The sequence below is a fragment of the Streptomyces sp. NPDC050508 genome (assembly GCF_040655155.1).
Taxonomy (GTDB): domain Bacteria; phylum Actinomycetota; class Actinomycetes; order Streptomycetales; family Streptomycetaceae; genus Streptomyces.
Window position 1 is genome coordinate 43,845 of the sequence record NZ_JBFAJJ010000009.1, and the last position, 12,879, is coordinate 56,723.

Here is a 12,879-nt window from a genome sequence, read left to right on the forward strand (position 1 = left end):
GGACGGTCACGCAGGCACAGCGAGCTCTACGACTCCGACCGGTACATCAGGTCCGTCTCGTACGTGGTGAATCCCAACCGCTCGTACACCGACACCGCCGCCTTGTTGTCCGCGTCGACGTACAGCATCGCCGTGGGAAGCCCCTGCAAGGCCAGGTGTCGTAGCCCGATAGTCGTCAGGGCCTTGCCCAGCCCGCCCCCCTGCGCGCCGGGCAGGACCCCGACGACGTACACCTCACCCCGCTGCTCCTCCGCGTGGACCTTGGTCCAGTGGAAGCCGACGAGTTCGCCACCCCGCTCGGCCAGGAAGAAGCCCGCGGGGTCGAACCATGCCTCGGCCTTGCGGTCGTCGAGGTCCCGCTGAGTGAGGGAACCCTGCTCAGGGTGGTGGGCGAAGGCCGCGGCGTTGACGGCGAGCCACGCCGCGTCGTCCGCGCCGGGCACGAAGGTCCGTACGGTCACGCCCTCCGGAAGCACCGGATCGGGCAGCTCCAGATCGGTCAACGGCCGCCGCAGCTGGCGGAGTTCACGGAACAGGGCGAGCCCGAGCACCTGGGCCAGATGCCGGGCGGCGGGATGCCCGCCGTGCGCCCACACCCGCAGCCGTTTCCCGGACGCGGCCAGTAGCGCGGCGCCCAGCGCCCGCCCGTGCCCGTGCCCCCGGTGCGCGGGACGGACGACGAGTTCGGCGGCCGGCGCCTCCACCGGGTCGGTGTCCTCCAACTGCCCGTAGCCGACGAGCTCGTCGCCCAGGGTCAGCAGCAGATGCGAGACCCCGGCCCGCTCACCGCCACGGATCCGCAACCGCCCCTGCTCCGACACCGCCTGCTGGCCGTCGGTCCGGGCGGCCTCGGCGATCAGCGCGAGGACGGCCGTGGCCTGGTCCGGGGAGAGCGCGGAACAGGTCTCGATGGATCGGGAGGCGGAGGCGGGCAGGCCGGTGTCGTCGCTGGTCATGGGTATGAGGGTAAGCCGATCCCCCCGCAAAGTGGCGGCAAAGAAGAAACCAGGATGTAACCAAGAACCCCCTGTCACGCTACGCGCGTTGACCCTAGGCTGCGCCGGAACGTGGTGACTTCTCAGCCGACACACAGGGGGGCTCATGCCAGCCACTTCCCAGCCGAACCGCCCGCGCAGACGCCGTACCGCAGGCCTGCTCGCAGCCGCCGCGAGCCTGGCCACGGCGGGTGCGCTGGTCGCGGCACTGCCCGCCGACGCACACACCGACCCCAGCGGTTACGGGCACAAGCCCAGCCGCTACCAGGACGTCCAGCTGCTGTCCTTCAACGACCTGCACGGCAACCTGGAGCCGCCGTCCGGTTCCTCCGGCCGGGTCAGCGAGCTCCAGGCGGACGGCACGACGAAGACGATCGACGCGGGCGGTGTCGAGTACCTCGCGACGCATCTGCGGGACGCCCGCAAGGGCAACCCGTACTCGATCACCGCGGCCGGCGGCGACATGGTCGGCGCCTCCCCGCTGATCTCGGGTCTGTTCCACGACGAGCCGACCATCGAGGCCCTCAACAAGCTTGACCTGGACGTCACTTCGGTCGGCAACCACGAGTTCGACGAGGGCGCGAAGGAGCTGGCCCGCCTCCAGAACGGCGGCTGTCACCCCACCGACGGCTGCTACACGGACAAGAAGTTCAAGGGCGCCGACTTCCCCTACCTGGCGGCCAACGTCCTCGACGAGAAGACGAAGAAGCCGATCCTCAAGCCGTACTGGGTGTGGAAGAAGAACGGCGTCAAGGTCGGCTTCATCGGCGTCACGCTGGAGGGCACCCCGGGCATCGTCTCCGCGGACGGCGTCAAGGGCCTCCAGTTCAAGGACGAGGTCGAGACGATCAACAAGTACGCCAAGGAGCTGCAGAAGCAGGGCGTCAAGTCGATCGTCGCGCTGATCCACGAGGGCGGCTTCCCGGCCTCCGCGTCGTACAACTACGACTGCGACGCGTCCGGCGGCGGCTCCGGCATCTCCGGCCCGATCGTCGACATCGCGAAGAACGTCACCCCGGCGGTCGACGCCCTCGTCACCGGCCACACCCACAACGCGTACGTCTGCACGATCGACGACCCAAGTGGCAAGCCCCGTATGGTCACTTCGGCGGCCTCCTTCGGCCGCCTCTACACGGACACCACGCTGACGTACGACCGTAGGACCGGCGACATCGCGCGTACGGCGGTCAAGTCGGCGAACCACGTGGTCACCCGTGACGTGCCCAAGGCCGCCGACATGACCTCGCTGATCAGCAAGTGGAACACCCTTGCGGCCCCCATCGGCAACCGCGCGATCGGCTACATCTCCGCGGACGTGGGCAACACCGGCACCGAGTCCCCGATGGGCGACCTGATCGCCGACGCCCAACTCGCGTACGGCAAGGAGCTGGACCCGGAGACCGACCTCGCGCTGATGAACCCGGGCGGGGTGCGGGCAGGGCTGACCTACGCGGCCAAGGGGAGTGAGGGCGACGGCGTGGTGACGTACGCCGAGGGCTTCACGGTGCAGCCGTTCGCGAACACGGTGAACCTCCAGGACTTCACGGGCGCCCAGGTGATCCAGGCGCTCAAGGAACAGGTGAGCGGCACGAACGCGGCGGCGCCGAAGGTGCTCCAGGTGTCGTCCGGGCTGACGTACACGCTGGACCTGACGAAGACGGGCGCGGACCGGGTGGTCACGGACTCGATCAAGCTCAACGGTTCCGCCATCGACCCGGCGGCCACGTACCGCGTCGCCACGAACAGCTTCCTCGCGGGCGGCGGTGACGGCTTCACGACGCTGGGGCAGGGCACCGGTGACCTGGTCGGCACGGACGACCTGACCGCGCTGGCGGACTACCTGACGGCGCACTCGTCGGCGACGAGCCCGCTCGTCCCCCCGGCGGCGAACCGGATCACGATCGTGCAGTAGGAGGACCTGACCCCTCGGGGGCCCGGTGCCGCAGGTCGGCGCCGGGCCCCTTCTGTTTTCCCGTTCTAAATTCTGTGTAAGACCCGGTTCAGTTCCGCAAATTCCATAAGAGTCTTCCACAGGAATCACTCAGGAAGGTCTAAGCGAAAATCGCTTTTCCTGCGCCAGAAGTCCAGTAGTGTTTTCCATGTCGAAAGCGAACGGCGCAAACGACAAGAAGACGCAAGAGACGAAGGAGACCACGATGAGCTTCCACAAGATCGCCCCGGTGAAGAAGGCCCACAAGCCCGCCCCGGCCCCCAAGAAGGCCCACAAGAAGCCTGCTCCGGCCCCGAAGCGCCGCCCGGTCGGCCACAAGTAAGTCGCACATAAAAACTCGTACCAGGGAGGGAATTAATCATGAGCTTCAACAAGATTCACCCCATCAAGAAGACCTGCAAGCCCGCTCCGGGAGCCAAGAAGGTGGCTCCGAAGAAGCCCGCCCCGAAGCGTCGCCCGGTCGCCGACAAAGGCTGACAAAGAATTTACAGGCGTAATTCAAAGGTAATTGCAGCAGATCGGTAGAGGAACTGTTGCAGAACCGCAGCAGAGACAGACGCGGCAGCAGCCGCATCAGAGAGGGACACAGACATGAGCTTCCACAAGATCGCCCCGGTGAAGAAGACCCGCAAGCCCGCCCCGGCCCCGAAGAAGCCGGCGCCGAAGAAGCACACCCCGAAGCGTCGTCCGGTCGGCCACAAGTAAGCCGCCCCGCGAGCCGCAGAAGACCCGCAGCACTCCACAACCCGCCGCAGCCGAGCGGCACTCCCAGGGAGGGAACCCACCATGAGCTTCCACAAGATCGCCCCGGTCAAGAAGCACCACAAGCCCGCTCCGGCGCCCAAGAAGGCCCCGAAGAAGCCGGCTCCCGCTCCGAAGCGTCGTCCGGTCGGTCACAAGTAAGCCGCAGGGCAGGCCGTAGAAGACCCGCAGCACTCACAGCACCCGCAGCACCACTTGCAGGACCCCACAACCCGCCGCAACACAGCGGCACTTACCGGGAGGGAACCCACCATGAGCTTCCACAAGATCGTCCCCGTCAAGAAGCACCGCAAGCCGGCCCCGGCCCCCAAGAAGCCCGCGCCGAAGAAGCCCGCGCCGAAGCGCCCCGTCGGTCACAAGGGCTGACGCGGCACACCCTGAGGCGGGGCCACCGGTTAGCGAGCGAACTCGCTCCGGCGGCCCCGCCTCGGCCACGTCCAGCCCGTGTACTCACCACATCGGCCGGCTACTGATCCAGGCCTGCTCTGAAGGGAGTTGTTGACCATGAGGGAAGCCCGTGAGGCCTTCCGCCGTTTCTGGCCGCTGACCCGCGGTGACCGCAAGTGGCTCGCGGTGATCATCGCGTGCGTCATCGTGTCGGCGCTCTCCGAGACCGCCGCGATCCTGCTGTTCGCGGACCTCACCGACAACGCCCTCAAGGCCGGTTCGCTGTCCGACTTCTGGGGCCCGGCCGCGGCCTGGCTCGGCGTCGCCGCACTCGGCGCGCTCGTCGGCTACTTCGGCAACTCCCTGGCCACCTGGACCGCCGAACGCTTCGTCCTGCGCCTGCGCGCGAACGTCTTCCGCCACGTCCAGGACCTCCCACCCCACTTCTTCCAGAAGCACCGCCAGGGCGACCTCGTCGAACGCCTCACCGGAGACGTCGAGGCCATCGAGCAGATGGTCGTGTCCGGAGTGGTCGGCACGATCTCGGCCGCCTTCTCCGCGGTCTTCTACGCCTGCGCGGCCCTGTACCTCCGCTGGGACCTGGCCCTGGCCACCTTCGTCCTCGCCCCCCTCTTCCTCTTCGCCGCCCGCCGCTTCTCCGGCCGCATCAAGCAGGCCTCGCAGGACGAACGGGTCGCCGACGGCGCGATCACCTCGGTGGTCGAGGAGTCCCTCGGCAACGTGGTCCTCACGCAGGCGTACAACCGCCGCCGGGACGAGGAGAAGCGCCTCGACGTCGAAGCCCGCGCGTGGATGAAGGCATCGGTCCGAGGCGCCCGACTCAGCGAGATGTACGAGCAGTTCGTGGAGGTCGTGGAGACCCTCTGCGTCCTGTCGGTGATCGGCCTCGGTGTGTGGGAGATCTCCGCCGACCGCATGACCCTCGGCGCACTCCTCGCCTTCGCCGCCTTCATCGGCTACCTCTACCCCCCGGTCCGCAACCTCGGCCAACTCGGCCTCACCCTCACCGCCGCCACGGCCGGCGCCGCCCGCATCAACGAGATCCTGGACGCCACCCCGTCCGTGGGTGACCCCAGCGAACCCGTCCAGGCCTGGCCCGTCCACGGCTGGGTCAGCTTCCACGGCGTGACCTTCCGCTACCCCGGCGCGGCGCGCGACTCGGTGAACGAGGTGACGTTCAGGGCGGACCCGGGCGAGCTGGTGATCATCACGGGCGAGAGCGGAGCAGGCAAGTCGACCCTGTCGAAACTCCTCACCCGCTTCTACGACCCCTCGGGCGGCGTGATCTGCCTGGACGGCGTCCCCCTCCGTGACGTGCCCCTCGAATTCCTGCGGGAGAACGTGGCGTTGCTGCCCCAGCAGACCCTCATCCTCAACGGCACGATCCGGGAGAACATCGAGTGCGGTCGCCCCGGCGCGACGGACGAGGAGATCGAGCGGGCCGCGAGGTCAGCGGCGGCGCACGACTTCATCGCCGCACTTCCCCAGGGCTACGACACCGAGATCGCCCCCGGCACGGCGGCACTCTCCGGCGGCCAGCTCCAACGGATCGCGATTGCCCGCGCGATGCTCCGCGAGGCCCCGGTACTGGTCCTGGACGAACCGACGGCAGGCCTCGACTCGGTGGCGGCCCGCCAGGTGATCCAACCCCTCCGCCGCCTCATGTCGGGCCGTACGACCATCATGATCACCCACGACCTGAGCCTTGCCCCGGATGCGGACCGCATCCTGGTGGTGGACGGCGGACGCCTCGTCGAGACGGGAACGCACGCGGAGCTGGTGGCAAGGGGCGGCGCGTACGCGCGACTTGCGGGCCCGCTCCCCGAGATGGCGATCACGGGAACGGGCACGGGACGGCACCGTGCGGAGGACACGATGATCCTGCGCCAGGTCCCGCCGCAGGCACCGGACGAGACGATGATCCTGCGGCTGCCCCTCAAGTAGGGATCAGCCGACGGGAGTTGCACGGAGGCTGTACCCGAGCCCCCGCACGGTGTGGATGAGCCGCGGTTCGCCGCGGCTCTCCAGTTTTCGGCGCAGGTACATGACGTAGACGTCGAGGGTGTTGGACGCGGGCTCGAAGTCGAAGCCCCACACGTGCCGGTGGATCCGGGACCGGGTGAGCGCGGCGGACGGATGCCGCAACAGGTACTCCAGCAACAGGAATTCGGTCCGCGTGAGATCGAGCGGCCGGCCGCCACGGGTGACGGTACGGGTACGCAGGTCCATGAAGAGATCCTGGAAGGCAAGCCGTTCGAGGTCGGCCAACGGATCGTCCGGATCGCCGTCGACGGTCCGTTGGGTACTGCGGCGCAGCAACGCCCGTACCCGGGCGAGGAGTTCCTCGACGGCGAACGGCTTGCTGAGATAGTCGTCGGCACCGTTGTCGAGGGCGACGATACGGTCGCCGACCGCGTCCCGCCCGGTGAGCATCAGGATCGGCACGGTGGACCCGGAGGCGCGGATGCGTCGCGTGGCGGCGAGTCCGTCCAGCTCCGGCATGGTGACGTCCATCAGCACGAGGTCGGGCGCGGCGGCATCCTCCGGTACGCCGAGGGATACGCCGAGGAGATCGAGGGCGGTACGCCCGTCTCCGGCGAGGACGGTCTCGTACCCCTCGAATCTGAGCACCCGGTCGAGCCCTTCGCGTACGTCCACGTCGTCGTCGGCCAACAGGATCTTCCGCGCCATCTCAACACGGTGTGACGGGGGGCTGTGCTGGGGCTGGCAGCGGGTTATGCGTGGGCTAGGGCTCGGGTGTACCGCCGGCGGAAGAGAGGGGTGAGCAGGCCGTAGGTGGCGAGGGGCGCGCCAATGAGCAGGAGGAAGAGGAAGGTGTGGGGACCGTCGTCGACGGCTGTCTCCCACAGCAGACAGGTGAGGGCGGCGAAGAAAACGATCAGGGCCCAGGTGATCCCTCGCTCCTGGGCCTTGCGGTACGCGGCCCGCTCGCCGATGCGCACCTCGACCGCCGGGCGCCGCTCCCAGGTCATGCCCCGGTGCCGGGCCGCCGCGGTGTGCAGGTCGGCGACCTCGGCCCAGAGGTCCGGGAGCTGCCAGTCGTCGAGGTGGGGGAGGCGTGCCCTGCGGCCGTCGTTGTCGTAGAGATAGGTCAACGACTTGACGTCGGCGCTGCGTTGGCCCGGACGGGCTTCTATGCGGAGATCGTAGATGTCGTGCCAGGCCCACCTGCGCACACGGAAGGCTCCGCGGGTGGCTACGCCGTCGGCCCCCACGGTGGTGCGCCCCCGCCGCACGGTGAGAACCGCCCAGACAACCAGCACCGCCATGAGCGCCACCGCGAGCAGCCTGTACCGGCCGGGGATGCTGTCGGGCCGCGCCATCTGAAGGGCGAAGTTCCCTTCGACGATGCACAGTCCGACGAACCGTCCCCGGGACATCTTCCGCCGCCTGCTGTACTCCCGCTCGATCCCACGCACGTCGCCGCGGTCGTCCTCGTAGTCCCCGCCCATCGACCCTCCCCAGAGCCTGCCGGGAGTGATCGTAGGGCGGGAAGCTGTGCCCCGTCAGAAAGGGTGTGTTCAGAGGGCCACTAGATCGACGACGTTGATCACGACATGCCGGTTGGACACGACGTAGGTGATGAAACCGCCCTTGAACGCGGCCGACCAGCTGTTGTCCCGGTTGCTGATCGCAGGCGGGCCGAAGGGATTCAGAATGAGCCGTTTCTCAAGCTCTTCCAGCGACGCGCGCTGAGGCGCGGTCAATGTGGCTTTGCGCTGGGCGGCGCGGGCGACGTACCGGATCGCGTATGCGCTCACCCGTGCCTGCCGGCGTCGATCGGATGGTTGTCGGCGTCGTAGGCGTTCCCGTTCGCGTCGCGGAAGACCATGCCCTCGGTGTCCCCCTCGGTCATCCGCTTGACCGACTGTTCCACCTCGTCCAAGTAGCCGGGTGTCGCGCAGGCACACGCGAAGGGGAACCACTTGTCGGTCACGGCGTCGAGCGCCGGCTGATCGAAGTCCGCCGCCGCGCTGAGCCAGTCCCGCTCGAAGGCCTGGAGCCAGTCGGGACGTCGTTGCAGGGCCGCGCGGATCGCCTCCGGGGTTCTCTCGCAGGAGTGGGGATCCACCTCGTGAGCCATGATCGGTTTCTCTTCTCCGGCAGGGGTGATGGGGCGACCGGAGGTCCACGGTAAAGCGTGATGAGGGGCGAGCGCTGGAAGACAAGACCGGTTAGGTGTCACAGTTCGCACCCCGGGATGCGGTCGCCCCGGCTGACGGCGATACGGAGGACGTCCCCGAGGGACTCGGACGCCCTGGTGAGCGCGAAACGTACGGCTCGTTCGCCGGCCTTCGGGTCCGCGAGTACGGCCTTGGCTCCGGCCAACACCTGCTCTCCGGAGTCGAGTTGGGCCGCCTCGATGTCATCGGCGAGGAGGGAGAGACGGCTGTCGTGGCTGTCGGCGCTGAGGTAACAGGGCTTGCCGTCGGGGGTGGTCCAGGGCAGTAGGCGCAACTGCCGTTCGCCGTATGTGTTGTTGGGGGTGTTCATTCGCAGTAACTCTCGGAATCCCGTGATGCGTTCACTCATGTCGGCGCACTCCTCTGTTGTTCCTCCGGTGTCCTGACGAGCGGTGATTACCGTTCGTGCCTCGATGGTCACTGGTGCGGCGTACGCTGCGGAAGAGGGTTGGCGTTGTCTGCGGGCCCAGGCAACGGGGAGGGGTGAAGTGACCGAACAGGTTGACGCGGAGGGCGAGTCGGGGCGCGCGGTGCTGGGACGGACGCTCCGGTATCTGCGGGAGAAGGCGGGGAAGTCACTCGGGCAACTGGCCGAGGAGACCGGCTACGACAAGAGTTATCTGAGCCGACTGGAGTCCGGGGAGCGGCTGTCCAAGGTGACGGTCATGGAGGACCTGGACGTTTATTACGAGGCCGGTGAGCTGCTGGTCAGCCATTGGAAGGCGGCTCGGCTGGACGCGTTCAAGGACCAGTACAAGAGGTTCATGGGGCTGGAGGCGACGGCGCGGGTCATGTGGAAGTTCGCACTGGGTGTACCTGGACTGGTGCAGACCGAGGATTTCGCTCGGGAGGTGTTGTCTGGGGCCCAGACAACACCTGGTCGTGCGGAACTGGTCGAGGAACAGGTGGCGGTGCGGTTGGGCAGGCAGTACCTGTTGCAGCAGAAACCGGAGCCCAACGTGCGCATCATCATGGACGAGTTCGCGTTCCGGCGCCCTGCTGCGAGTGGGAAGACCTGGACCGACCAGTTGCTGCGTCTTGAGGCTGTTGCGATGTGGCCCAACGTTGCGCTTCAGGTGCTGCCGTTCGGAGCCGGGGTCCACCACCACATGAACGGCACTGTGACGCTGTTGTGGCAGCAGGACGGAAGTGCCGTTGCCTACACGGAGGGCAACAGCCGGGGCGAACTGATCGAGGAACCGGACGACGTTCTGCGACACCGACTGTCCTACGATCGGCTCAGGGATCTTGCGTTGTCCCCGTCGGACTCGCTCGCTTTCATCAGGGACGTACTGGAGGAACACAGATCATGAAGTCCACCCCCGACCTCAGCACCGCCGCCTGGCGTAAGTCGAGCTACAGCGACGGGGGAGACAACAACTGCGTCGAGGTTGCCGACGGCTACACAGGCCTCGTCCCTGTCCGGGACAGCAAGACCCCGACGAGCCGCCCGCTGGTCTTCGCGGCCGGGTCCTGGCTCACGTTCGTGGAGTCGGTCCGGGGCCAGGAGGGCGCATGAAATCCACCCCTGACCTCAGTACCGCTGCTTGGCGCAAGTCGAGCTACAGCGACGGGGGAGCCAATAACTGCGTCGAGGTCGCCGACGGCTACACAGGCCTCGTCCCTGTCCGGGACAGCAAGACCCCGGCGAGCCGCCCGTTGGTGTTCGCGACCGGTTCCTGGCTGGAGTTCGTGGAACTGGTCCGAGGCGAGGAGTGCGCATGAGTTCCATCCCTGACCTCAGCACTGTGGCCTGGCGTAAGTCGAGCTACAGCCAAGGCGGAGCCAACGACTGCGTCGAGGTTGCCGACGGCTACACCGGCTTGGTCCCCGTCCGCGACAGCAAGACCCCGACCGGCCACCCGCTGATTCTCGCGGCCGGGACATAGTCCGAGTTCGTGGACGGAGTCAAGGCTGAGGCAGACGTGCACACGTTCGGGTGACGTGGATCGAAAGGCCTGACGTTCGCCGCTGCGCCCCCCTCATCGTTGATCTTCCGGTCGAATGGACGGCCGGGTGACCAACAACGGAGAGGCAAGGAACGAGCCGGTTATGGTCGTAGACACAACGCGTCGAAGGAGGGCACCGGCCATGACCGCTCACGCTGCTGAACCCGAGCCGTCCGTCCCGCCGATGCCCGAGCGGACGCCGAAGGCGCTGCGCAGGGCCATCGCGCAGAACACTCCGGAACTTCTCCCGGATTTCGACGCTCACTGGAAGTGGGCTGTCGCCGACGCGTACGACGTGGGTCCTGTGCCCGCGTTCATGGCCCGCTGGTGGGGTGAGTACGCCCTCGCCCGTGACCCCAGGCTGGACGCGCATGTCCGCGATCTCGAACACCGTGCCGCGTACGAGTCCACCGACATCGCCGAGGCCAAAGCCCTCCTCGAAGAGGCGGCGAAGATTCACTACCGGGTCCGCGACCTGGAGCCCGGCGAGTGACCGATGGGTTTATGGGGCCGCCTTGGCAGGCGGACTGGCGAACCGACGCCCTCGCCACCTTCGAGGCACTGCCCGACCACGCTCGTAAGATCGTCCTCGCGGCGCGAGCCGAACTGGTCACCGCGAAGGATCCGTACTTCCGTGGCATCAATGCCGACGCAGGCTTACCCGAGGGCATGAGTGTCATGCCGGGCCGGTCCACCGAACCGAAGGGCCGCCACCTCTGCTTCTTCGACCGTGGAAACGGCTGGCTGAAGTACACCTTCGTCCGCCGAACCGAAGATCCCCAGATCGTGGTCGAAGAGGTCTTCTGGCAAGAACCTGAACCTCTTGTTCTGCCTCCGGCGGAGGAGTAGCCATGGCAGGGACCGTGAGGCAGCTCGTCGAGCAACTGGCCGCCGAGCAGCCGACATTGGAGCAGGCCGCAGAGCGGATGGCTGCCGCGCACAAGGCGTTGCGGGCGCGTATGGGCGGCACACTCGGTGAAGAGCAATTCGCGAACGGACCGGACGTCCTGGCACAGCCGTGACCGGCAGTCCGTTCCAGCCGACGCACCCTGAACAGGGTGTCGGAGACACGGAGTTGCTCGTACACCTGCCTCGGCGGTGCGGAGGTCGTCCGGGAGGCAGGCCGACCCTCCCCGCGAAAGTGTGACACTTCCCGTCGAAGTGTCACACTTTTTCAACTCACCTACTGGGGGGTCGACCCTTCCGGCGGCGGAGTGGCCGCCCCTGGCATCCGCACCGTCGCCACCGTCCCACCACCCGGCGCGCGCGCGAGGGTCACCTCGCCGCCCGCCTGCTGGACCGTGCGGGCCACGATCGACAGGCCCAGGCCCGAGCCCGGCAGGGCCCGTGCGCTCGGCGAACGCCAGAACCGGTCGAAGACGTGCGGGAGTTCCTCGGCGGGGATGCCGGGGCCGTGGTCGCGGACGGTGAGGACGCCGCGGGTGAGCTGTACCTCGATCGTGCCGCCCTCGGGGCTGAACTTCACGGCGTTGTCGAGGATGTTGACCACGGCGCGTTCCAGGGCGGAGGGCTCCGACTGGACGAACCACGGCTGTACGTCGGCCGTGATCGTCAACTCCGGGCCGCGCAGGCGCGCTCGGCGGAGGGCGGACTCGACCGTGTCCTGGAGTGAGACCACCTGGACTCGCTCACCCCGCTGGCCTTCCGAGCGGGACAGTTCCTGCAAGTCGCCGATGAGGGAGGCCAGTTCGGTCATCTGCGCCTTCACCGAGGCGAGCAGTGCCTTGCGGTCCGCCGGGGGGATCGGGCGGCCGGTCTCCTCGCTGCGGGTGAGGAGTTCGACGTTCGTACGGAGGGAGGTGAGGGGGGTACGGAGTTCGTGACCGGCATCCGCGATGAGTTGTTGTTGCAGCTCACGGGAGTTGGCGAGGGAGGTCGTCATCGAGTTGAAGGAACGGGAGAGGCGGGCCACCTCGTCGTCGCTGTCCTCGTCCACGGGGATGCGGATGGCCAAGTCCTCGGTGCGAGCCACGTGTTCGACGGCTTCGGTGAGCTTGTCGACGGGGCGCAGGCCCGCGCGGGCCACCGCGAGTCCGGCTGCGCCGGCGCCGACGACTCCGATGCCGGAGACGAGGAGGAGTAGCAGGGCAAGTTCATTGAGGGTGGACTGTGTGCCCTTGAGTGGCAAGGCGTATACGAGGGCGACGTCTTCGACCACCGTACGGTTGCCGTTTGCGTCGATGGTGACCAGCGGCACCGTCAGCACCCGTACGGGCGTTCCTTTGGTGTCGACGCCGTTGTGGATGATGGTTTTCGTCGGATTCTTGGCCACGTCGATGTCTGCGCCGGTGACCTTTACCGTGCCCGGGGAGTCCGACGGGATGCAGGACTTGCCGTTCGACCTCACCAGCTGGAAGTAGTACTCGGAGGGCGGATGGAAGCCGTTCGTGTCCGTCGGGGACGAGTTGGCCTGGTCGCAGCTCCTGATGGCATCCATGACGCTGCGCTGCTGCGGGTTGCTCGCCGACGTCTTGAGCTGGTTGTTGAGCTGGTCGTACAACTTCCCCTGCACAATGAACCAACAGGTGACGGAAACCGCCGCAACCGCGAACGCCACCGCCGCCGCCACCAGCATCGCCAGCCGGGAC

At 67.5% G+C, this 12,879-nt stretch carries 16 protein-coding genes; 9 read left to right on the forward strand and 7 right to left on the reverse strand.

Annotated elements, in window-relative coordinates; all coding sequences use genetic code 11:
* Positions 1-26: 26 nt before the first annotated feature.
* Positions 27-956 carry a mycothiol synthase gene (gene mshD / locus AB0I69_RS25340; protein ID WP_363097965.1) on the reverse strand — a complete coding sequence of 310 codons (930 nt, stop codon included), beginning with the start codon at positions 954-956 and terminating at the stop codon, positions 27-29.
* A 145-nt stretch (positions 957-1,101) separates the two neighbouring features.
* Here mshD and AB0I69_RS25345 point away from each other — a divergent pair, with 145 nt between their 5' ends.
* Positions 1,102-2,907: a bifunctional metallophosphatase/5'-nucleotidase gene (locus tag AB0I69_RS25345; RefSeq protein ID WP_363097966.1), complete on the forward strand. Its 1,806-nt coding sequence runs from the start codon at positions 1,102-1,104 to the stop codon at positions 2,905-2,907.
* Between the two features lie 1,305 nt (positions 2,908-4,212).
* Positions 4,213-6,060, forward strand: a complete 1,848-nt coding sequence (locus AB0I69_RS25350) for an ABC transporter ATP-binding protein (protein WP_363097967.1) — start codon at positions 4,213-4,215, stop codon at positions 6,058-6,060.
* A gap of 3 nt (positions 6,061-6,063) precedes the next feature.
* On the opposite strand, the gene AB0I69_RS25355 is transcribed toward AB0I69_RS25350, so the two are convergent.
* The 5 genes from AB0I69_RS25355 to AB0I69_RS25375 all read right to left on the reverse strand — a co-directional run bounded on the left by AB0I69_RS25355 (position 6,064) and on the right by AB0I69_RS25375 (position 8,631).
* Positions 6,064-6,807 (reverse strand): response regulator transcription factor, encoded by a 744-nt coding sequence (locus AB0I69_RS25355; protein WP_363097968.1) that lies wholly within the window; start codon positions 6,805-6,807, stop codon positions 6,064-6,066.
* Between the two features lie 44 nt (positions 6,808-6,851).
* Positions 6,852-7,589 (reverse strand): PH domain-containing protein, encoded by a 738-nt coding sequence (locus AB0I69_RS25360; RefSeq protein ID WP_363097969.1) that lies wholly within the window; start codon positions 7,587-7,589, stop codon positions 6,852-6,854.
* 69 nt (positions 7,590-7,658) lie between these two features.
* Positions 7,659-7,898, reverse strand: a complete 240-nt coding sequence (locus tag AB0I69_RS25365; RefSeq protein WP_363097970.1) for a hypothetical protein — start codon at positions 7,896-7,898, stop codon at positions 7,659-7,661.
* Entirely contained in the window at positions 7,895-8,221 is a 327-nt protein-coding gene (locus AB0I69_RS25370) for a DUF6247 family protein (RefSeq protein ID WP_363097971.1), read from the reverse strand. The genes AB0I69_RS25365 and AB0I69_RS25370 overlap by 4 nt, the downstream gene beginning before the upstream one ends.
* Positions 8,222-8,319: 98 nt before the next feature.
* The gene (locus AB0I69_RS25375; RefSeq protein WP_363098296.1) at positions 8,320-8,631 is read right to left on the reverse strand and encodes a hypothetical protein; all 312 of its coding nucleotides are present in this window, start codon (positions 8,629-8,631) and stop codon (positions 8,320-8,322) included.
* Positions 8,632-8,809: 178 nt separating this feature from the next.
* Between AB0I69_RS25375 and AB0I69_RS25380 the strand changes: the two genes are divergently transcribed.
* The 7 genes from AB0I69_RS25380 to AB0I69_RS25410 all read left to right on the forward strand — a co-directional run bounded on the left by AB0I69_RS25380 (position 8,810) and on the right by AB0I69_RS25410 (position 11,292).
* On the forward strand, positions 8,810-9,634 hold the full coding sequence (locus tag AB0I69_RS25380; protein ID WP_363097972.1) for a helix-turn-helix transcriptional regulator: 825 nt from the start codon (positions 8,810-8,812) through the stop codon (positions 9,632-9,634).
* Positions 9,631-9,840 (forward strand): DUF397 domain-containing protein, encoded by a 210-nt coding sequence (locus AB0I69_RS25385; RefSeq protein ID WP_363097973.1) that lies wholly within the window; start codon positions 9,631-9,633, stop codon positions 9,838-9,840. The genes AB0I69_RS25380 and AB0I69_RS25385 overlap by 4 nt, the downstream gene beginning before the upstream one ends.
* Positions 9,837-10,046: a DUF397 domain-containing protein gene (locus tag AB0I69_RS25390; protein ID WP_363097974.1), complete on the forward strand. Its 210-nt coding sequence runs from the start codon at positions 9,837-9,839 to the stop codon at positions 10,044-10,046. The genes AB0I69_RS25385 and AB0I69_RS25390 overlap by 4 nt, the downstream gene beginning before the upstream one ends.
* Positions 10,043-10,210: a DUF397 domain-containing protein gene (locus AB0I69_RS25395; RefSeq protein ID WP_363097975.1), complete on the forward strand. Its 168-nt coding sequence runs from the start codon at positions 10,043-10,045 to the stop codon at positions 10,208-10,210. The genes AB0I69_RS25390 and AB0I69_RS25395 overlap by 4 nt, the downstream gene beginning before the upstream one ends.
* Positions 10,211-10,412: 202 nt before the next feature.
* Entirely contained in the window at positions 10,413-10,763 is a 351-nt protein-coding gene (locus AB0I69_RS25400; RefSeq protein WP_363097976.1) for a hypothetical protein, read from the forward strand.
* The gene (locus tag AB0I69_RS25405) at positions 10,760-11,119 is read left to right on the forward strand and encodes a hypothetical protein (RefSeq protein ID WP_363097977.1); all 360 of its coding nucleotides are present in this window, start codon (positions 10,760-10,762) and stop codon (positions 11,117-11,119) included. The genes AB0I69_RS25400 and AB0I69_RS25405 overlap by 4 nt, the downstream gene beginning before the upstream one ends.
* A gap of 2 nt (positions 11,120-11,121) precedes the next feature.
* Positions 11,122-11,292: a hypothetical protein gene (locus AB0I69_RS25410; protein ID WP_363097978.1), complete on the forward strand. Its 171-nt coding sequence runs from the start codon at positions 11,122-11,124 to the stop codon at positions 11,290-11,292.
* Positions 11,293-11,453: 161 nt separating this feature from the next.
* Here AB0I69_RS25410 and AB0I69_RS25415 read toward each other — a convergent pair whose 3' ends face one another.
* Positions 11,454-12,866 carry a HAMP domain-containing sensor histidine kinase gene (locus AB0I69_RS25415; protein WP_363098297.1) on the reverse strand — a complete coding sequence of 471 codons (1,413 nt, stop codon included), beginning with the start codon at positions 12,864-12,866 and terminating at the stop codon, positions 11,454-11,456.
* Positions 12,867-12,879: the final 13 nt, after the last annotated feature.